Raw genomic sequence first — 19,517 nt, forward strand, 5'->3', positions numbered from 1 at the left:
CTGCCAACTGGAATCCCTGGCAAATCAAGGCGCTGCCGGAATTACCCCGCAGTTGGCAGTTGGCAACGCTGCCAACTTGCCAACTGGCGCAAACCCGCGTGGTTGCTGGACTTTCTCGCGTTCTCCAGTTGGCGAAAACTCCCCTTCCTACTACGTAGGAGAGGGACCCGAAGGTCCCTCCACCCTACGTAGGGGGCTTGCCGGCCACCCCGGATCAGATCATCGGCGGCCATCCATGCCCTCGATCCTGGCACTGGATCTCGGCACCCAGACAGGCTGGGCGCTGCGCGACCGAGATGGCGCAGTGACCAGCGGATCGGAATCCTTCAAGCCGCAACGCTTCGAGGGTGGCGGCATGCGCTACCTGCGATTCAAACGCTGGCTCACCGAGATCAAGCAGTCCTGCGACGGCATCGACGCCGTGTACTTCGAGGAGGTGCGCCGCCACGCCGGGGTCGATGCAGCCCACGCCTACGGCGGCTTCATGGCCCACCTCACCGCATGGTGCGAGCACCACCAGATCCCGTACCAAGGCGTCTCGGTGGGTACGATCAAGAAGCACGCCACCGGCAAGGGCAACGCGAACAAGGATCAGATGATCAGCGCCGCCCGGTTGCGTGGCCACGCACCGGCTGACGATAACGAAGCCGATGCCATTGCGCTGTTGCACTGGGCCATCGAGACGCTGGAGGTGTGAGATGAAGGTTCCGACTCCCGCCTACCGCTGTGCCCTGGCTCGACTGCAACCCGATCCGCGCCCCGATCCGGAGCAGATCAAGCGTGAGGGCTGGCGCGACCAGCAGATCCTGGTGATCTCGCCCGACGACGCACGGCTCGACTGGGTCGAACGCGAACTGCTGCGCCGGATCGGCGATCGGCTGTACGGGGCGAAGGAGCGTCGACATGGCTGAATGGACGATCGAAACCGTGGCCGACCGGTTCATCGAGGCCGCAAGAACCGCCCACCGCCTTCCTCCGGTTCGCGTGCAGGGCTACTTCAACTGCTGGCCGGCGATCAAACGCATGCCATGGGAAAACCTCGGCGCAGAGCCACCGGTCTACCGCTTTCCTCCCGATCCTGTGGCCATCGACCGGATGCTGGAGACCATGCGGTGGGTCCAGTGGCTGGAAGAAGAACAGCGACACCTGGTCTGGATGCGGGCGCAGCGGTACCCGTGGAAAGAAGTCTGCTGCCGCTTCGCCTGTGATCGAACCACTGCCTGGCGTCGTTGGCAGGCGGCACTGGCGATCGTGGTCGAGCAGCTGCAAGCCGCGAGGAGACATGGAGCGACAGCCAATTCGCGCTGACGTTGCGTGTAGTTGCGAGCCGTTGCAAAGCCACTCGGAGTCCTGCGGAACGCTGCGGGTTTTGACGCCTTTTCGGCGTGCAACATCCGGAGGTTTTTTCGCTAGTATTACAGCTAATCTCGCGAGCGAAGTACGTCTGAAGGCCACAGCACAGTCTGTGGCCTTCGTCGTTTCCAGCCCGCGATGGCCACGCCCATTGCCACGGGTCCTTTCTGGCCACCAAGCCATGCGGGGGGCGCGAGCGCGGCGCTTTTTTAGCGTCAGGGTGCGAACCAAGGTTCGCACAGTTCGCAGTTCGCACCCCGCCAGTTCGCACCAACCCCAAAAACCCGCCCACGGCTTGTCGTCGGCGGGTTCTCTATTTTCAGGACACCATCTTTGAATACGCTCAACGTCGAGTACCGCAAGGTCGAGGCGCTGATTCCCTACGCCCGCAATCCGCGCACACATTCCGATGCGCAGATCACCAAGATCGCCGCTAGCATCGTCGAATATGGCTGGACGAACCCGGCCCTGGTTGATGGCGACAACGGCATCATCGCGGGCCACGGTCGTTTGGCTGCCGCACGCAAGCTGGGGCTGGATCAGGTGCCGGTGATCGAACTGGCCCATCTCACCACCGCGCAAAAGCGCGCCTTGGTCATCGCCGACAACCGGCTGGCGCTTGACGCTGGCTGGGATGAGGAGATGTTGGCGCTCGAACTGTCGGAGCTTTCCGAAGCGGGTTTCGAACTGGCGCTGACCGGCTTCGAGAACATCGAGATCGATGCGCTGCTGGCAGATGCCACGCCCACCGAAGCAGAACCTGCGGCGCAGGATGGCGTAGACGCCGATGAACCCGATACGACCGATAACGTACCTGACACGCCAGTGGTGGCGGTGTCGCGCGAGGGAGATGTCTGGGCCATCGGCTCGCACCGGTTGATCTGTGGCGACGCCACCGACCCAGCCGTGGTCGCCACGCTGATGCAGGGTGACACCGCGCAGCTTTGCTTCACCTCGCCGCCGTATGGCAACCAGCGCGACTACACCTCCGGCGGCATTGCCGATTGGGATGTCCTGATGCGAGGTGTGTTCGCACATCTGCCGATGGCTGGCGACGGACAGGTGCTGGTCAATCTTGGGCTGATCCACCGCGACAACGAAGTCATCCCCTATTGGGACGGCTGGCTGTCCTGGATGCGTCAGCTAGGGTGGCGGCGCTTTGCGTGGTACGTCTGGGATCAGGGGCCAGGCATGCCCGGCGACTGGCAGGGCCGATTGGCTCCCAGCTTCGAGTTTGTTTTCCACTTCAATCGCAGCACCCGCAAACCCAACAAGATTGTTCCTTGCAAGCACGCGGGCCTGGAATCGCACCTGCGCGCTGACGGGTCGTCCACAGCGATGCGTGGTAAGGATGGCGAGGTCGGCGGCTGGACGCACAAGGGTCAGCCGACGCAGGACACCCGTATCCCCGATTCGGTGATTCGCGTGATGCGCCACAAGGGCAAGATTGGGCAGGACATTGATCACCCGGCCGTGTTCCCGGTCGCATTGCCTGAGTTTGCCATTGAGGCTTACACCGATTCGGGTGACGTCGTGTTCGAGCCCTTCGGCGGCAGTGGTACGACGATGCTGGCCGCGCAACGCACTGGTCGTATCTGCCGCAGTGTGGAAATTGCGCCGGAGTACGTGGACGTGGCCATCAAGCGTTTTCAGCAAAACCACCCCGGCGTGCCGGTCACGCTCATTGCAGGCTGTGGAATCAAATCGGGCCAGTCCTTCGACGACGTGGCCACAGAACGGCTGGCGACCACGGAGGTAGAACAATGAGCGCGTCCTGGTTGGCAGACAAGATTGAGCAGTGGCCTACAGCCAAACTGCTGCCCTATGCACGCAATGCGCGGACACATTCGGATGATCAGGTGGCGCAGATCGCCGCATCGATTGCCGAGTTTGGCTTCACCAATCCGATCCTTGCAGGCAGTGACGGCATCATCGTCGCTGGGCATGGACGCTTGGCCGCTGCGCAGAAACTTGGGCTTGAGATCGTGCCCGTGGTCGTACTGGATCACCTGAGCCCGACCCAGCGCCGCGCCTTGGTCATCGCAGACAACCGCATCGCGGAGAACGCGGGCTGGGACGATGCGATGCTCCGGATCGAACTGGAAGCCTTGCAACTCGAAGGTTTCGATCTGGACATCACCGGCTTCGACGCCGACGCGCTGGCCGAACTGATCGCGGGCGACGAGCCGGACAATGAGGGACAGACCGATGAGGATGCGGTACCGGAGGTTGGCGAAATTCCAATATCGCGCCCGGGCGATGTCTGGATCATGGGCCAGCACCGACTGCTGTGCGGCGACTCGACCGTGGCCGAGAGCTACGACCGACTGATGCAGGGCGACGTGGCAGACATGGTCTTCACCGACCCGCCGTACAACGTGAACTACGCCAACAGTGCCAAGGACAAGATGCGCGGCAAGGATCGCGCGATCCTGAACGACAACCTGGGTGACGGTTTCTACGACTTCCTGCTGGCAGCATTGACGCCCACAGTGGCGAACTGCCGGGGCGGCATCTATGTGGCGATGTCATCCAGCGAGCTGGATGTGCTGCAGGCCGCCTTTCGCGCCGCCGGTGGAAAGTGGTCGACGTTCATCATCTGGGCCAAGAACACCTTCACGTTGGGCCGCGCCGACTACCAGCGCCAGTACGAACCGATCCTGTACGGATGGCCCGAGGGTGCGCAACGTCACTGGTGTGGTGACCGCGATCAGGGGGATGTCTGGAACATCAAGAAGCCGCAGAAGAACGATCTGCATCCGACGATGAAGCCGGTGGAGCTGGTCGAGCGGGCGATCCGCAATTCGAGCCGCCCGGGTAACGTCGTCCTCGATCCGTTCGGTGGTTCTGGCACAACGCTGATTGCGGCCGAAAAATCAGGTCGCGTCGCGCGACTGATCGAACTCGATCCGAAGTACGTGGATGTGATCGTGCGCCGGTGGGAGGACTTCACCGGCCAGACGGCCATCCGCGAGGCAGCAGACCAGGAAGTGTGCGCCAGTTGAATGACTGGCCAGGCTGCTTGGCCTCTTCTTCCTCGGCGATGCGCCGCAGGATTTGCATGGTAGTGGGATCGCGCGGCAGTGCCATGCGCATGACGCGCACGGCCTGCTCGATGGAGACGTCTGGACGCCGGTTGGCAATTAGCCAACGCAGCGCCTGCTCCCGTTCGGTGGCGGGCGTTTTCATCAGGCAGCCATCTCTTCGCATATTTCGCAGTGGATCACAAAGCCTGTCAGGTAAGGCAGGCCGCGCGGGATGCCGTACTGCTTGCTGGTCTGGCGGCCAATCGTCCAGCCCATCCAACGTCGGGTGGCGGCGTTGATCGCATCCTGCAACGCTTGGCCTTGGTACAAACCGTTCTGGACGTCGTCGGCAAAGTGGCGTCCGTGGCGGCTGTCGAGGAAGGTCCGCACCGATTCGAGGGGCTGGTACGTGGCGTCCGAAATGGTGTTCATGGCCAGGGGCCATGCGGAGCTGGCGTGTTCGTTCATCGTGTCCCAAAAACCCCAGGCTTCGTTTTGGGTGGCGGGTATCTGGTTGGTGGTCATGTGTCTTCTCCGGGTTGATCGTTGCGACACCTGTAGTAACGCGCTGTTCGATTGAGAAGCCAAGCTGTTCCTGGCCTCTCTCTCGATCAATTTCGCTTACCCGAGACGGGCTACGTAGCGGGCGTAATCACCGCCCTCGGGATTGACGTAGAGGTAAGGGCATCCGGGAGCAGTGACCTCGACGCAGAGGTAGCCGTCGCCAGTGCCGCCACCCTTGCCACGCAGCCAGTCGCGTGACACCAGCAGGCTGCGCCCAAAGGCGTCGAATTCGGCAGGGGTGAGCTCCTTGGTCTCGGTGACGTAGACCTTGTGCTGGTCGCTCCCGCCCAGTTCGCCGAGGTCGGCAGGTTTGCGTGCAAACGGTAGGCGGATGCTCAACTCTTCGACCTGGAGGCTTTGGCCTGCGAACTGCAGAGTGCGTGGGGTGCGTTCGATGGTGATGGTCATGGTGCTCATGGCGGTTTTCCTGGTTTAGCGTCGTCAATCACGACATCTGTATGAACGCGCTGGTGGGGAGAGAAGCCAAGCTATTCATGGCTCCTCTCGCCATCTTTTTGGCTTCGCCGAAACTCGCCGTGCTCGTTTTCAGGCGATGCGGTAGATCCGCTCGCCACCCTGCGGCTTGTCTGAGACGATGTTCAGGCCGAGCTTTTTCTTGAAGGCTCCGGCGAAGGTGCCGCGCACCGTGTGCGCCTGCCAACCGGTGGCGGTGCAGATCTGGCCGATGGTTGCGCCCTCGGGGCGTTGCAGCATCCAGATCACTTCGGCCTGCTTGCTGTTCTCGCGGGTGCGCGGCTTGACCCACGTGGCTTCTGCGGCGGTTACGGCGGCTTCCAGTTCGGGATCGCTCGCGGCCGCAGGCGCGCCTTCAGCGTTGGCGATGATCCGGTCGAGATTGGCTTCGAACTGACCGATGCCCTTCCTGTTCACGTCGGGACGCGGAATGCCCAGGGCGTCGTAGCCCTCCGCAGCGACAAACCAGTCGGTGCCGTCGGTTGTGATTAGTGCGCGGTTGAAAAGTCCGTTGAGCACCTTCTTGCGTGCGCCGCCTTTGATGTTGTCGGGGAACCAGTCGATCTTGCCGCTGGTGTGTTCAACCGCGTGGGCCAGGATCGCGTGCTGGGCAGGGGTCAGTTGAGTGGTGGTCATGTTTTGCTCCTTCGATGTGGTGGACGGTGATGTGATGAACGCGCTGTTCTCAAGTGAAGCCAAGCGCTTTTTGCTTGGCTTCTTCGCTTCGCAATCAGGTGTTGGCCTTGCCTGACGGGTTGGCATTGCGCCCTTGCTCGAGACCCGCGTTGAAGGCGGCTTCAAGCGCATCGCGTAGGCACCAGACCGCTACATCGTGGAAATCGAGGCTGTCCGAGCGGCGGGTTTCCAGGGTTTCGATGCCCAGCTTGTTTTGCGCGATCTGGGTCAGGAGTTGTTCGAGCTTGCTCATGTCCGTGTCCTTTCATGGTGTTGATGACGAACGTATGAACGCGCTGTTCCAGATAGAAGCCAAGCTCAATTCGCATGAATGACGAACAAATGATTGAAGGTGCCCCGAAGGGGAAATATGGGTATTTCGATTCGTGCCTACGCACGCCACCGAGGGGTGTCCGATGCAGCGGTGCGCAAGGCCATCGCTGGCGGGCGGATCACGCCGGAGGCAGACGGAACGATTGATGCCGAGCGCGTCGACCGCGAGTGGGCGCGCAATTCCGATGCACCCCGCAATGGCACGGCCACCCGCGCGGTCAAGGTCGCCGTCCAGGAATCCAGCGGGGCCGAAAGAGACGGGCAAGCAGCCTCATTGGCAACATCCGCAGCAGGTGGCACGTCCTTGTTGCAAGCGCGGACGGTCAACGAAGTGGTCAAGGCGCAAACCAACAAGGTGCGCCTGGCCCGCCTCAAGGGCGAACTGGTGGATCGGCCACAGGCCATCGCCCACGTTTTCAAGCTGGCGCGATCCGAACGCGATGCCTGGCTCAACTGGCCCGCACGCATCTCGGCACAAATGGCAGCCAAGCTCGGCGTCGATCCCCACACGATGCACATCGCCTTGGAGGCGGCGGTGCGTGAGCACCTGCAGGAACTGGGCGAGATGCGCCCGAGGGTGGATTGATGGACATGGACTATGAAGGCGCTGCCGAGATTGAACGCGCGTGGCGCGAAGGACTGACGCCCGACCCGCTGCTCACCGTGTCCGAATGGTCAGATCGCCACCGGATGCTCTCCAGCAAGGCCTCTGCGGAACCGGGTCGCTGGCGCACCAGCCGCACGCCTTACTTGAAAGCGATCATGGATTGCCTGTCGCCCACATCGCCGCTCGAGCGTGTGGTGTTCATGAAAGCGGCACAGCTTGGCGCGACCGAGATGGGATCGAACTGGATCGGCTATGTGATCCATCACGCACCCGGTCCAATGATGGCGGTGTGGCCAACAGTGGAGATGGCCAAGCGCAACTCCAAGCAGCGGATCGATCCGCTGATCGAGGAGTCGTCCGCACTGGCTGAACTGATTGCACCGGCGCGCAGCCGGGATTCCGGCAACACCATCCTGGCCAAGGAGTTCCGGGGTGGCGTGCTGGTGATGACTGGAGCCAACAGCGCGGTCGGGCTGCGCTCGATGCCGGTGCGCTACCTGTTCCTCGACGAGGTCGACGGTTATCCGTTGGACGTCGAGGGCGAAGGCGATGCGATCTCGCTGGCAGAGGCACGTACACGCACGTTCGCGCGGCGCAAGATCTTCATCGTCTCGACTCCGACGATTTCAGGGGCATCGGCTATCGAGCGCGAGTACGAGGCCAGTGACCAACGTCGCTACTTCGTGCCGTGTCCGCATTGCTCCCACCGTCAGTGGCTGCGTTTCGAGCAGCTCCGCTGGGACAAAGGGCAACCGGAGACCGCTGCCTACATCTGCGAGTCGTGTGACACCGCGATTGCCGAGCACCACAAAACGTGGATGCTGGAGCACGGCGAGTGGCGCGCGATGATCACCGATGGCACGGGCAAGACGGCAGGCTTCCACCTGTCGTCGCTATACAGCCCGGTGGGCTGGCGTTCGTGGCGTGAGATCGCCGCTGCGTGGGAAGCCGCCGTCAGTAAAGAGTCGGGATCGGCCGCTGCCATCAAGACCTTCAAGAACACCGAGCTGGGTGAAACCTGGGTCGAGGAGGGCGAAGCCCCGGACTGGCAACGACTGGTCGAGCGCAGAGAAGACTACCGCGTCGGCACGGTGCCGCAAGGCGGTCTGCTCTTGGTCGGCGCGGCCGACGTGCAGAAAGATCGTATCGAGGCGTCGGTCTGGGCCTTCGGGCGTGGCAAGGAGTCGTGGCTGGTCGAGCACCGAGTCCTGATGGGCGATACCGCACGGGACACAGTGTGGAAGGCGCTGGCCGCGATGCTGGCCGAGAACTGGACGCACGCCTCGGGGGTGGCGATGCCACTGGCGCGCTTCGCGCTGGACACCGGCTTTGCCACGCAGGAGGCTTACGCCTTCGTGCGAGCCTGCCACGATCCGCGCGTGATGGCGGTCAAGGGCGTACCGCGCGGTGCCGCACTGATCGGCACGCCGACCGCCATCGATGTCTCGCAGGGTGGCAAGAAGCTGCGCCGGGGCATCAAGGTGTACACGGTGGCGGTCAGCATCGCCAAGCTCGAGTTCTACAACAACCTGCGCAAGAGCGCAGATGTTGGCGAGGACGGATTGACCACGGTGTTCCCGGCTGGGTTCGTCCATCTGCCCAAGATCGACGCCGAGTTCATTCAGCAGCTGTGCGCCGAGCAACTGATCACCCGCCGCGACCGCAACGGCTTCCCGGTGCGCGAGTGGCAAAAGATGCGTGAGCGCAATGAGGCGCTCGACTGCTACGTCTACGCCCGCGCGGCTGCATCGGCGGCGGGTCTGGATCGCTTCGAGGAACGTCACTGGCGGGAACTGGAGCGACAACTGGGGTTGGCCAGTCCGCCAGCCCTTGAAACACCTACTGAATCGATCAACGAGGCCACCCAACGCGGTGGCCTCGCTGTTTCTGCGCCCCGCAGCACCGGGCGACGAGTGATTAGGAGCCGCTGGCTCAGCTGACAGATGTGCCGATGAGGACACGATGACTTACACCACTACTGAGCTCGACGCGTTGAAGCGTGCGCTGGCCACTGGCGAGCGCCGTGTGAGCTTCGGCGACAAAACGATTGAGTACCGCTCAGTCGAAGAGTTGCAGGCCGCCATTCGAACTGTCGAGACAGAGATCGCCCGAAATTCAGGGAAAAGCCTCGTCCGTCAGTTGCGCGTCACGACCCGGAAGGCCACCTGATGAGCTGGTTCTCCAAACTTCGGCGCGGCATGTTTGGCGGCCCGTCGCCGACTTACGACGGTATCGGCGGTGGTCGGCGAGCGATTGCCTGGCAGGTCGGAAATCCTGGTGCCGTTGCCGCGCTGGCCTTCACCCAGAACGAGCTCCGCGCCAAAAGCCGCGACCTGGTGCGACGCAACGCTTGGGCGGCCGCCGGCGTGGAGGCCTTCGTCGCCAACGCGATCGGCACGGGCATCAAGCCGCAGTCGATGCTCGCGGACAACGCACTGCGGGAAGCCATTCACGCCCTCTGGTGGGACTGGTGCAGCGATGCCGACGCAGCCGGCTTGACCGACTTCTACGGCCTGCAAGCACTCGCCTGCCGGGCAATGCTGGAAGGCGGTGAGGCACTGGTGCGGCTGCGCTATCGCCGACCCGAAGACGGTCTGGCGGTTGGCCTCCAGCTCCAGCTGCTGGAACCAGAACACTTGCCCATGACGATGAACCTGGAGCTACCTTCCGGCAACGTGGTACGGGCCGGCATCGAGTTCGATCGGCTCGGCCGCCGCGTCGCCTACCACCTGTATCGCTCGCATCCCGGTGATGGCGCCTTGGCGCCAATGTCCGGCACGGGTGGCATGGACACCGTGCGCGTGCCTGCCACCGAGATCATCCACCTGTTCCGTCCGCTGCGCCCTGGCCAGATCCGGGGCGAGCCGTGGTTGGCGCGAGCGCTGGTCAAGCTCAATGAGTTGGACCAATACGACGACGCCGAATTGGTGCGCAAGAAGACGGCGGCGATGTTTGCGGGCTTCATCACGCGCCTGGCGCCCGAGGACAACCTCATCGGCGAAGGGCTGGCGGACGCCAACGGCGTATCCCTGGCAGGACTGGAACCCGGGACCTTGCAGCTGCTGGAGCCTGGGGAGGACGTGAAGTTCAGCCAACCGGCTGACGTCGGAGCCAGTTATGCCGAGTTCCTGCGCATGCAGTTCCGGGCCGTCGCCGCCGCGATGGGCATCACTTACGAGATGCTCACCGGCGATCTGACGCAGGTGAACTACTCGTCGATCCGCGCCGGATTGCTGGAGTTTCGCCGCCGCTGCGAAGCGATCCAGCATGGCGTGATCGTCCACCAGCTCTGCCGCCCGATCTGGCGCGCATGGATGGAACAGGCTGCGCTCGAAGGCGCACTCGATCTCCCGGGCTTCGTCGGACGCAAACGGGAATACCTGGCCGCCAAATGGATTCCGCAGGGCTGGCAGTGGGTTGATCCGAAGAAGGAGTTCGACGCGATGCTCACCGCAATCCGTGCCGGGTTGCTTTCGCGCTCCGAAGCCATTTCCGCCTTCGGCTACGACGCCGAAGACATCGACCGCGAGATCGCGGCCGACAACCAGCGGGCCGATGAGCTGGGGCTGGTCTTCGACTCCGACCCGCGCCACGACAAGTCGCCCGTCAACGCCTCGGCGACCGCCACTCCGGCTCCGCCGCAAGAACCCCAGGACAACTGATATGCAGCTCGTACACCTGGCGTCCCGTCTCTACGGGACGCCGCTTCTCATTGCGCGTTCGAAACTGGACGTGATCCTGTCCGTCCTCGGCCCGCGCATCGGATTGCCCGAGATCGATGCTGCCGTCCCGCTTCCCACTTCGAAAGCCGGCACTGCGGTCGGGCAGCCCGGCATCGCGATCATTCCCGTGCACGGCACCCTGGTACGACGGGCGATGGGACTGGAGGCGGCGTCTGGCCTGACCTCCTATGGGGAAATCGCGGCACGCATCGACGCCGCGCTGGCGGACCCACAGGTCAGCGGCATCCTGCTCGACCTAGATTCGCCCGGCGGCGAAGCCGGTGGCGTGTTCGAGCTGGCCGAGCGGATTCGCGCTGCGAACGACATCAAGCCGGTGTGGGCGCATGCCAACGACTCGGCGTATTCGGCGGCTTACGCGATTGCAGCCGCCGCATCGCGCCTGACCCTGTCGCAAACCGCAGGTGTGGGCTCCATCGGTGTCATTGCGCTGCACGTCGACCAGTCCGTCAAGGATGCCAAGGACGGCGTCGACTTCACTGCGATCTACGCCGGCCACCACAAGAACGACTTTTCTCCCCACGCGCCGCTGTCGCCACAGGCGGCTTCCACCCTGCAGGCGGAAGTGGATCGGCTCTACGGAATCTTCGTCAGCCAGGTCGCGCAAATGCGAGCTCTGGACAGCGATGCCGTGCGGGCGACCGAAGCCAGCCTGCTCTTCGGCGAGGCTGCTGTGACGGCAGGCCTGGCTGACGCGGTGATGAGTTTCGATCAGGTCCTGATCGAGTTCTCCAACGCACTGGATGCGCAACGCCGGCTGGCGACACCCAGTACGGGCGCCGCGAAGCGCGGCCCGCTCGCCCGTGCCTCGCTTGCTTCACGGAACGCACCCCCGCAGATTTACAGCCAACAACAGTCTCATTTGGAGAAAACCATGACCGATCACGAACAGCAGCCCCGTCTGGACGAATCCGAGCCGGAGGTCACGCCAGACCCGGCAGACACCCCAGCGCATGAACCCACCACCCCGCCCGTGTCTGCATCGCTCGTCGGTGCGCACGCCAACGGCCGGATCGAGGCACAAGCCATTGCCGAGATCTGCCTGATCGCAGGCACGCCACAGCGCACGGCGGAATTCCTCGCATCCGGGATGAACGAGGCCCAAGTCCGCCGCGCACTGCTCGAAGCTCGCGCTGAACAGCCGGAGATTGCCTCACGCATCACCGCCGATGCGGGAACCACCGTGCAGCCGGAGAGCAGCCCGGTCGTTGCCGCCGTCAAGAAACTCGCCACGAAGGAGTAAGCCATGTCTGCCATTCAGGAAACCAACAACCTCGGTGATCCCCTCAAGTACGAGGCGCCGAATCTCTATTCACGCGACCTGGCCACGGTTGCTGCCGGTCAAAACCTGCAGCTCGGCGCCATCGTCGGCCGCGACAGTACGACCGGCAAGCTGAAAGCGCTCGACCCGGCCGCCACCGATGGCACTGAGAACGCGGTCGGCGTGCTCGCCGCTGACGTGGACGCGACCCTGATCGACCGGGAAGACGCGCTGCTGATCTCCCGCCACGCCATCGTCGCCAGCCATGCCCTGGTGTGGCCGGTCGCCATCACCCCTACCGAGAAGGCCACTGCGATCGCTCAGATCGAAGCGCGTGGCGTCCTCGTCCGAACCGCCGCCTGAATTAGGAGACAACCATGCAGAACCCTTTTACCAATCCCGCGTTCTCGATGGCGGCGCTCACGGCGGCCATCAACATTCTTCCCAACCGTTATGGCCGCATCGAGGATCTCGGTTTGATGCCGGCCAAGCCGGTGCGCCAGCGACAGGTCATCGTCGAGGAGATGAACGGCGTACTGAACCTGCTGCCGACCTTACCGCCGGGCGCCCCGGGCACGGTCGGTGTGCGCGGCAAACGCACCTTGCGTTCGTTCGTGATCCCCCACATCCCGCATGACGATGTCGTCCTCCCGGAAGAGGTTCAGGGCATCCGCGCCTTTGGTTCGGAGACTGAAACGGAAGCCGTCGCGGGCGTCATCGCGCGCCACCTGGAGACCATGCGCAACAAGCATGCGATCACGCTAGAGCACCTGCGTATGGGTGCGCTCAAGGGCGTCATCCTGGATGCCGATGGTTCCGTGCTGTACGACCTGTTCGACGAGTTTGACATCACGCCGCAGACCATCGCCTTCGATCTCGGCAACGCCGGCACGAATGTGAAGGCGAAATGCCTCGCAACCCTGGCCGCGATCGAGGACAACCTCAAGGGTGAGTTCATGAGCGGTGTGCACTGCCTGTGCTCGCCCGAGTTCTTCGCTGCACTGACCGGCCATGCCAAGGTCGAGAAAGCGTTCGAGAACTGGCAGCAGGGTGCCATCCTGATCAACGACGTGCGCCGTGGCTTCACCTACGCCGGCATCACCTTCGAGGAGTATCGCGGGCAGGCCACCGACCCCTCCGGCACCACCCGACGCTTCATTGCGGCTGGCGAGGCCCATGCCTTCCCGCTGGGCACGGTGGATACCTTCGGTACCTACTTCGCGCCAGCTGACTTCAACGAGACGGTCAACACCATCGGGCAGACGCTGTATGCGAAGCAGGAGCCGCGCAAGTTCGATCGCGGCACTGACCTGCATACCCAGTCCAACCCGCTGCCCATGTGCCACCGCCCTGGTGTGCTCGTGAAGCTGACGGTGTGATGGTGCGCATCGAAGACTTCTACGACGCCGCTGGGCGGTCTGGCTTGCTGGTGGATGCGGAAATCGATGGCCACGCCATAGCCGTCGACTTCCGCGCCCCGGACGAATCCGTACTCGACGGGCTGGCCCTGTCCGCCGACTACACGATCCGCTTCCCGGCCTCGACACAGCCGAGCCTGGCAGCAGGGCAGACCGTGACGATCGGAGCCCACAGCTACCGCGTCCGTGATATCCGCAGCATCGGCGACGGCAGCGAGCGGCGAGCCGACCTCACGCGACTCTGAGGGACTCGGCATGAATTCGATCCGCGAGCAGATCCTGCGGGCGGTTGCCGCACGCCTGAGCAGCGCCGTCGCGCCCGTGCCGGTGCTGCGCCACCCAACAACACCGGTTACGCGCGATACCGGACCCGCGCTCTTGATGTTCACCGAAGGCGACGCCATCACCGCGCACGCCAACAACCGCGTCGACCGAACACTGACGATTCGCTGCGTCGCGGTGGCGCGTGGCGAGGAGGCCTTCGACGTCGCGGACCGGCTGATCGTGGCCGCACATGCTGCATTGATGACCGATGCCAACGTCACCGGCCTCGCGCTCGCGATCCGGGAGATCGATGGCGAGTGGGATGCCGAGGACGCCGATGCCGGCGCCGTCGCGTTGCCTGCCCGCTACGAGATCCGTTACCGCACCAATGCCCAAGACCTCACCCAGACAGGATGACCTTAATGACGCTTGAACTGATGAAACCCCACACCCACGCCGGAGTGCGCTATGCCCCCGGCGCGTACCTGGATGTCGACGAGGCCACCGCACGATGGCTGATCGACCACGCCGTCGCCCAGGAGGTCGCAGTGGCCGACGCCACCCCGAAGCTCGCCACTCCCGTTCGTAAAGGAGACTGACCATGCCGTATTTCTCTGGACAAGGCCGTGTCTACATCGGCGCCCGCGACACCGCCGGCAACCCGCAAGGGCTGAACTTTGTCGGCAACGTGCCGGAGCTCAAGGTGTCGCTGTCGGTCGAAACTCTGGAGCACCAAGAATCGACCAGCGGCCAGCGCCTGACCGACCTGCAGTTGATCAAGACCAAGAAAGGCGAATTCGCCTGCACGCTGGAAGAACTGATCGCCGTGAACTTGGGGTTGGCGTTGTACGGCACGACCATCGAACAGGTTAGCGGCACGGTGACGGCCGAGGCACTGCCCAACCCGGTCACGGCGGGGAGCCTGTACCTGCTCGCCAAGCAGAACGTCTCCTCTGTGGTGGTCAAGGACGCCTCCGGCACGCCCAAGACGCTGCCCGTCGCCCAGTACAGCCTCAATGCCAAGCACGGATCGCTGGTCATCAACGACAAGACGACGGGCGGCCCCTACGTGGAGCCGTTCAAGGTCGACTACGCCTATGGCGCGGCCCAATCGACGGCGCTGTTCACCCAGCCGCTGCCCGAACGGTGGGTGCGTTTCGAGGGCTTGAACACCGCCGACAGCAACCGCGAAGTGGTGATCGACCTGTACCGCGTGGCGATCAATCCGGCCAAGGAGCTCTCGATCATCACCGAGGAGTTGCTCAAGTTCGAGCTTTCCGGACAGGTGTTGGCCGACACGCTCAAGCCGACTGCCGGCGACCTCGGCCAGTTCGGCCGCATCGTGCTGTTGTAAGGAGCCGTCATGACCCATTCCGATCTGGATGTGCTCGTGACGCAGGCTCGGCTAATGGAAATGGCCGGGCAGCGCCTTACCATCAGCCCGCTGGTGGTCGGCGAACTGCCGGCGATGCTCAAGGCCGTGCGGCCTTTTGCCGAGCAGCTAACTGGCGAACCGGACTGGCTCGCCTTGCTCTGTGACCACGGCGACGCTTTGCTGGCTGCGCTGGCGCTCGCCAGCCGTCAGCCGCGCGAATGGGTGAACGCCCTGGCGCTGGACGATGCGATCACGTTGGCCGCTGCCGTGTTCGAGGTGAATGCCGATTTTTTCGTGCGCCGGGTCGCGCCGAAGGTCGGCGATCTGGCGCAGAGCCTGAACGGACAAAAGAAAGGTCTGTCGGCTGGATCGACGCCGTCGCCCGCCTGATCCGCAGCGGTCACCGCTACCCGGACATCCTGGGATACACGCTGGGCCAGGTGAACGCCTTCCTGTCGGCCGACGACCGTCTCGAATACGAGCGTCTCTCCATCCAGTTGGCGGTTATGACTGCCGCCGCGCAAGGCAGCCGCGACGGCATCCGTCAGTTGCAGGCCGAACTCCATCAGGGAATGCGCGATGAAGATCGATCTGGTCGCTGAGGGCCTGCTAGACCGGCGGCGTTTCAACGCTTGGCAGACCAATACCCACAAGGCGATCCACGCGGCAGTTGCCCGCGCGATGCGTGACAGCGGCAAGGATATGGCCGAACAGGTCCGCGGCGAGATGCGCGCCAGCTTCCGAACGGCCAGCCCCAAATTCCTGCGCTCCATGCACGCCAAGGTGTTCGACCGCAAAACCAATGCGTTCCCGGCCCTCTACCTCGGCTCGAAGGTGCCGTGGCTGGGCATCCACGAGCAAGGCGGAACGATCCGGGGGCGGATGCTGATCCCGCTGTTGCCTCAACACCGGCGCATCGGGCACAAGGCCTTCGCCCGGGTGATCGATGCGCTGATGCGATCCGGGAACGCCTGGTTCATCGAGAAGAACGGCCAGCAGATCCTGATGGCCGAGAACCTTGCCGAGAACGCCCGGCCGCTCACGCGCTTTCGCCGCGCCGAGCGCGAACGCAGCGGCGCAAAGCGCCTGCGGCGCGGCCAGGAGATTCCCATCGCCGTGCTGGTGCGGCGCGTGAGCTTGAGAAAACGCTTCGACCTCAACCGTGCGGTGCGGGTCGAGCTTCCCCGCCTGACGGCGGCCATCCGCAAGGCAATGTCGAAGGTTTGAACGATGGCGAACAACCGTGCCCAGATCCTCATCACCGCAGTCGATGAGACCAGGCGAGCCTTCCAGTCGATTAATGGCAGTCTGTCGCAATTGCGCGACCAAGCCAGTCAGGTCGGCGCCGTCCTGTCCCGCATCGGTGGGGCCATTGGGGTCGGGCTGGGCGTGCGCGAACTGGTGGAGGTGGCCGACCAGTACAAGAACCTGCAGGCTCGGCTCAAGCTCGCAGTCACCTCCCAAGAGGAATTCAACCGCGCCGACGCGGCTCTATTTGAGATCGCCCAGAAGAATCGCGCGCCGCTGGCAGAGACCGTCACGCTTTACGCGCGGCTCGCGCCGTCGGTGCAGGCGTTGGGTCGTTCGCAGGCGGACGTGCTGGCGGCTACCGATGCCATCGGCCAGGCGGTGTCGCTTTCCGGCGCGTCCAGCGAGGCGGCGGCCGGTGCGCTGCTGCAGTTGGGGCAGGCCTTCGCCTCTGGGCAACTGCGCGGCGAGGAATTCAATTCGGTCATCGAGCAGACACCGCGTCTGGCGCAGGCCATTGCCGACGGCATGGGCGTGCCGCTGGGCGCGCTGCGGGCCCTGGCGCAAGAAGGCAAGATCACCTCGGAAGCGGTGCTCGATGCTTTGCTAAAGGAGAGGGCGCGTCTGGCCGAGGAATACGCGAGCCTGCCCGATACGGTCTCGGGCGCGCTCACCCGTCTCAAGAATGCCTTTCAGCGTGCATTCGGCGAGCGCGACGCGAGCTCCGGCCTGACCGCAGGTCTGGCGCAGGCGATCCAACTCGTCGCCCAGCATCTGGAACTGCTGATCGATCTGGCTGGCGTCGTGCTGGTCGCCGCCTTCGGTCGGATGGCGGGTGCCTTTGCAACCAGCATTGCCGCCGCCCGCGCGGAGGCGGCGGCGCGGCTAGCCAACCTGCGCACGCTGGAAGCCGAGGCGCTGGCACGGGTCCGCCTCGCCGATGCCGCCCTGGCCCAGGCGCGGGCGCAAGGCCTCGCCACCAGCGCACTGGTCGCCGATGCGGCCAAGGCTCGGCTGCAAGCCAGTGCCGCCAGCGGTGCCGTGACACAGGCCGTCGCGTCCACATCCCTACTGGGGCGTGCGGCGGGGCTGTTGCGCGGGGCTCTGGCGCTTCTGGGTGGCCCCATCGGCGTGATCGTGACCACGGTGACGCTTTTGGCCGGGGCCCTCTATTCGGCGCGCAACGCCGTGGTCGAGTTCGGCGGCAAGACCGCTTCGATCAAACAGATCATCAGCGCCACCTGGGACCTGGTGGTCGAGAAGGTCGGCGACGTCGTCAGCGCCCTGGGGCGGCTGGTCGGCGCCAACAATCTGAGCTGGGCGCGCGTGCGCGAGGTAATGCTCAATGCGATCCGAGCCATCGGATCTGCCATCCGCACGATGGTCAATGGTGTCATCGGCGCCTTCAACGCGGTCGGCAGCATTGTCGGCATCACGGCCGCCTTCATGGTCGAGCGCTTTCGCAATGCCTTCTCCGACATCGGGGAGCTGGCGAAGGCTTTGGGTCAAGATGTGGCAGCGGCCTTCAGCGGCGACTTTTCGATGCAGTCGCTGCGTGCCGTCCTCGGCCGCCGACTTGGCGAGATGAGCGACTTCGGCAAGGAACTGGCGGGGACCGTGCGCGACGCCGTGACGCGCGACTACGTCGGGGAAGCCGCTCAGGCCATCGCCGGTCGCATCCGACCTGAGCAAACCCAGCCCGGCGTATTCGGTCGCCCGCAACCACCGGCCAAGCCGGCTCCCGACAAGGGTGTCGAGGCCGCCAAGCTGGCCCTGGTACAGGCGCAGGCCGAGGCGGAATTCAAGATCCTCAAGGACGCACTGGATCGCCAGGCGCGGGAATTGGATGCGGCGCTCGAAGACCGGCTGATCTCGCTGAAGGACTACTACGCGGCCAAGACCCGGATCGAGCAGCAGGAGATCGATGCGGAAATCCGCCGCGCACAGGTGTCACTCATCGAGCAGCAACGTCTACAAAAAACCGGCAAGGACGAACCCACTCGCATCAAAGCGAAGTCCGAGGTCGCCAAGCTCGAAGCGGAGCTCACGGTCCTCAACAACAAGCGCGCCGACGTCGAGGTCGCCAATGCCCGCAAAGCGGTCCAGGCCGAGCGCGATTTGCGCGAGGAACTCGCCAAGGTTCGCGACGAATTGCTCGATCTCACCGGTACCGCAACCAGCCAGGATCGCCGCACGGCCATCGAGCGCCAGTACCAGAGCCTGATCGCGCGGCTGCGCACCGAGGGTGACACCGAGGGCGCGGCCACCGTCGGGAGGCTGGTCGACGTCAAAGCGGCGGCGGCCGATCTGGCCGACTACGAGCGACAGTTCAACGACACGCTCGCGCGGATGCGTGCCTCCGAGGAGTCGATCAACCTGCAGCGCCAGTCGGGCCTGCTCACCGAATCGCAAGCTCGCCAGCAGATCCTCGCGCTGCACCGGCAGACCGGCCAATCGCTCGATGCTCTGCTGCCGCAGTTGGAGGCTACCGCCACAGCCATTGGCCCGGACGCCGTCGCCCGGGTGCAAGCGTGGAAGAACGAGATCGCGCAGGTGAAGTTGGTCGTCGACGACGTGGCGCTGGCCATCGACGGCGCGGTGCAGGATGGTTTCGCGCAACTGTTCCAGGACATCGGCAGCGGCGCCAAGTCGGCCAAGGACGCATTCGCGGATTTCGGGCGATCCGTGCTGCAGACGATCAACCGCATCGCCTCGCAGAAACTGGCCGAAGCCTTGTTCGGCAGCCTGATGGGCGGTGGCACGGCAGGCAGTGCCGGAGGCTTGGGCGCGTTGATCTCGTCGTTCTTCGGGTTTGCGTCGGGGGGCTACGTGACCGGACCCGGCACATCGACCAGCGATTCCATTCCGGCGCGACTCTCGCACGGCGAGTACGTGGTCAATGCCCGCGCGGTGGGACGGCTCGGCGTGAGCTTCCTGGATGCCATCAACGGTTTGTCTGCCGGGCCTCGCATCCAAGGCGGGCGACTGGCCTTTGCCGCTGGCGGCCTAGTACCGGAGGCCCCGGCGCAGTCAGCCACGAACCAAAACATCCGCATCGTCAATGTGATCGACCCGGCGATGGCGGCCGATTACCTCAACAGCAGCGCCGGCGAGCGCACGGTGATGAACCTCATCCAGCGCAACGCCACGTCGGTGCGCAACATCCTGGGAAGATAGGT

The 19,517-nt window shown here is 64.2% G+C and carries 25 protein-coding genes; 20 read left to right on the plus strand and 5 right to left on the minus strand.

The features are described 5' to 3' along the window. Window positions 1–235: 235 nt before the first annotated feature. The 5 genes from F7Q96_RS03710 to F7Q96_RS03730 all read left to right on the plus strand — a co-directional run bounded on the left by F7Q96_RS03710 (window position 236) and on the right by F7Q96_RS03730 (window position 4,358). Complete coding sequence (locus tag F7Q96_RS03710; protein WP_151022102.1) at window positions 236–697, plus strand: crossover junction endodeoxyribonuclease RuvC; 462 nt, start codon at window positions 236–238, stop codon at window positions 695–697. 1 nt (window position 698) lies between these two features. Beyond that, window positions 699–911 (plus strand): hypothetical protein, encoded by a 213-nt coding sequence (locus F7Q96_RS03715; RefSeq protein ID WP_151022104.1) that lies wholly within the window; start codon window positions 699–701, stop codon window positions 909–911. Continuing rightward, on the plus strand, window positions 904–1,308 hold the full coding sequence (locus F7Q96_RS03720) for a DUF6362 family protein (RefSeq protein WP_151022106.1): 405 nt from the start codon (window positions 904–906) through the stop codon (window positions 1,306–1,308). The genes F7Q96_RS03715 and F7Q96_RS03720 overlap by 8 nt, the downstream gene beginning before the upstream one ends. Before the next feature lie 378 nt (window positions 1,309–1,686). Then, the gene (locus F7Q96_RS03725; RefSeq protein WP_151022109.1) at window positions 1,687–3,120 is read left to right on the plus strand and encodes a site-specific DNA-methyltransferase; all 1,434 of its coding nucleotides are present in this window, start codon (window positions 1,687–1,689) and stop codon (window positions 3,118–3,120) included. Then, window positions 3,117–4,358 carry a site-specific DNA-methyltransferase gene (locus tag F7Q96_RS03730; RefSeq protein ID WP_151022111.1) on the plus strand — a complete coding sequence of 414 codons (1,242 nt, stop codon included), beginning with the start codon at window positions 3,117–3,119 and terminating at the stop codon, window positions 4,356–4,358. The genes F7Q96_RS03725 and F7Q96_RS03730 overlap by 4 nt, the downstream gene beginning before the upstream one ends. On the opposite strand, the gene F7Q96_RS03735 is transcribed toward F7Q96_RS03730, so the two are convergent. From F7Q96_RS03735 to F7Q96_RS03755, 5 genes are all read right to left on the minus strand, one after another. Continuing rightward, window positions 4,303–4,542: a hypothetical protein gene (locus F7Q96_RS03735; protein ID WP_151022113.1), complete on the minus strand. Its 240-nt coding sequence runs from the start codon at window positions 4,540–4,542 to the stop codon at window positions 4,303–4,305. The genes F7Q96_RS03730 and F7Q96_RS03735 overlap by 56 nt on opposite strands. Continuing rightward, on the minus strand, window positions 4,542–4,904 hold the full coding sequence (locus F7Q96_RS03740; RefSeq protein WP_151022115.1) for a hypothetical protein: 363 nt from the start codon (window positions 4,902–4,904) through the stop codon (window positions 4,542–4,544). The genes F7Q96_RS03735 and F7Q96_RS03740 overlap by 1 nt, the downstream gene beginning before the upstream one ends. A 96-nt stretch (window positions 4,905–5,000) precedes the next feature. Further along, window positions 5,001–5,360 carry a hypothetical protein gene (locus F7Q96_RS03745; protein WP_151022117.1) on the minus strand — a complete coding sequence of 120 codons (360 nt, stop codon included), beginning with the start codon at window positions 5,358–5,360 and terminating at the stop codon, window positions 5,001–5,003. Between the two features lie 129 nt (window positions 5,361–5,489). Beyond that, on the minus strand, window positions 5,490–6,053 hold the full coding sequence (locus F7Q96_RS03750) for a DUF3489 domain-containing protein (RefSeq protein WP_151022119.1): 564 nt from the start codon (window positions 6,051–6,053) through the stop codon (window positions 5,490–5,492). Between the two features lie 94 nt (window positions 6,054–6,147). Then, complete coding sequence (locus F7Q96_RS03755) at window positions 6,148–6,345, minus strand: DUF6900 domain-containing protein (RefSeq protein ID WP_151022121.1); 198 nt, start codon at window positions 6,343–6,345, stop codon at window positions 6,148–6,150. A gap of 117 nt (window positions 6,346–6,462) precedes the next feature. On the opposite strand from F7Q96_RS03755, the gene F7Q96_RS03760 reads away from it, so the two are divergent. From F7Q96_RS03760 to F7Q96_RS03825, 15 genes are read left to right on the plus strand one after another with little or no spacing between them, the layout of a single operon-like run. After that, window positions 6,463–7,011 carry an elements of external origin gene (locus tag F7Q96_RS03760; protein ID WP_151022123.1) on the plus strand — a complete coding sequence of 183 codons (549 nt, stop codon included), beginning with the start codon at window positions 6,463–6,465 and terminating at the stop codon, window positions 7,009–7,011. Beyond that, window positions 7,011–8,972 (plus strand): phage terminase large subunit family protein, encoded by a 1,962-nt coding sequence (locus F7Q96_RS03765; RefSeq protein WP_151022125.1) that lies wholly within the window; start codon window positions 7,011–7,013, stop codon window positions 8,970–8,972. Before F7Q96_RS03760 ends, F7Q96_RS03765 begins: the two co-directional genes overlap by 1 nt. Before the next feature lie 22 nt (window positions 8,973–8,994). Then, window positions 8,995–9,201: a phage head-tail joining protein gene (locus F7Q96_RS03770; RefSeq protein ID WP_062739402.1), complete on the plus strand. Its 207-nt coding sequence runs from the start codon at window positions 8,995–8,997 to the stop codon at window positions 9,199–9,201. Continuing rightward, a complete protein-coding gene (locus F7Q96_RS03775; protein WP_062739403.1) occupies window positions 9,201–10,694 on the plus strand; it encodes a phage portal protein in 1,494 nt (497 codons plus the stop codon). Before F7Q96_RS03770 ends, F7Q96_RS03775 begins: the two co-directional genes overlap by 1 nt. A 1-nt stretch (window position 10,695) precedes the next feature. Then, window positions 10,696–12,015 (plus strand): S49 family peptidase, encoded by a 1,320-nt coding sequence (locus F7Q96_RS03780; RefSeq protein WP_151022127.1) that lies wholly within the window; start codon window positions 10,696–10,698, stop codon window positions 12,013–12,015. 3 nt (window positions 12,016–12,018) lie between these two features. Next, window positions 12,019–12,396: a head decoration protein gene (locus tag F7Q96_RS03785; protein WP_151022129.1), complete on the plus strand. Its 378-nt coding sequence runs from the start codon at window positions 12,019–12,021 to the stop codon at window positions 12,394–12,396. A gap of 14 nt (window positions 12,397–12,410) precedes the next feature. Continuing rightward, a complete protein-coding gene (locus F7Q96_RS03790) occupies window positions 12,411–13,412 on the plus strand; it encodes a major capsid protein (RefSeq protein ID WP_047835757.1) in 1,002 nt (333 codons plus the stop codon). Continuing rightward, complete coding sequence (locus F7Q96_RS03795; RefSeq protein ID WP_151022131.1) at window positions 13,412–13,696, plus strand: head-tail joining protein; 285 nt, start codon at window positions 13,412–13,414, stop codon at window positions 13,694–13,696. The genes F7Q96_RS03790 and F7Q96_RS03795 overlap by 1 nt, the downstream gene beginning before the upstream one ends. A 10-nt stretch (window positions 13,697–13,706) precedes the next feature. After that, on the plus strand, window positions 13,707–14,132 hold the full coding sequence (locus F7Q96_RS03800) for a hypothetical protein (RefSeq protein ID WP_151022133.1): 426 nt from the start codon (window positions 13,707–13,709) through the stop codon (window positions 14,130–14,132). A 5-nt stretch (window positions 14,133–14,137) separates the two neighbouring features. After that, window positions 14,138–14,314: a DUF7210 family protein gene (locus F7Q96_RS26775; protein ID WP_170265833.1), complete on the plus strand. Its 177-nt coding sequence runs from the start codon at window positions 14,138–14,140 to the stop codon at window positions 14,312–14,314. A 2-nt stretch (window positions 14,315–14,316) separates the two neighbouring features. After that, entirely contained in the window at window positions 14,317–15,069 is a 753-nt protein-coding gene (locus F7Q96_RS03805) for a phage tail tube protein (RefSeq protein ID WP_151022135.1), read from the plus strand. A gap of 9 nt (window positions 15,070–15,078) precedes the next feature. Next, window positions 15,079–15,480, plus strand: a complete 402-nt coding sequence (locus F7Q96_RS03810) for a DUF6631 family protein (RefSeq protein ID WP_151022137.1) — start codon at window positions 15,079–15,081, stop codon at window positions 15,478–15,480. A gap of 50 nt (window positions 15,481–15,530) precedes the next feature. Beyond that, window positions 15,531–15,692, plus strand: a complete 162-nt coding sequence (locus F7Q96_RS03815) for a hypothetical protein (protein WP_197483786.1) — start codon at window positions 15,531–15,533, stop codon at window positions 15,690–15,692. Further along, window positions 15,670–16,317, plus strand: coding sequence for a DUF6441 family protein (locus tag F7Q96_RS03820; protein ID WP_151022139.1), 648 nt, complete (start codon window positions 15,670–15,672; stop codon window positions 16,315–16,317). The genes F7Q96_RS03815 and F7Q96_RS03820 overlap by 23 nt, the downstream gene beginning before the upstream one ends. Window positions 16,318–16,320: 3 nt before the next feature. Further along, window positions 16,321–19,515 carry a tape measure protein gene (locus F7Q96_RS03825; RefSeq protein WP_151022141.1) on the plus strand — a complete coding sequence of 1,065 codons (3,195 nt, stop codon included), beginning with the start codon at window positions 16,321–16,323 and terminating at the stop codon, window positions 19,513–19,515. The last annotated feature ends 2 nt before the right edge of the window (window positions 19,516–19,517 follow it).

It is taken from the genome of Cupriavidus gilardii, assembly GCF_008801915.1.
GTDB lineage: Bacteria > Pseudomonadota > Gammaproteobacteria > Burkholderiales > Burkholderiaceae > Cupriavidus > Cupriavidus gilardii.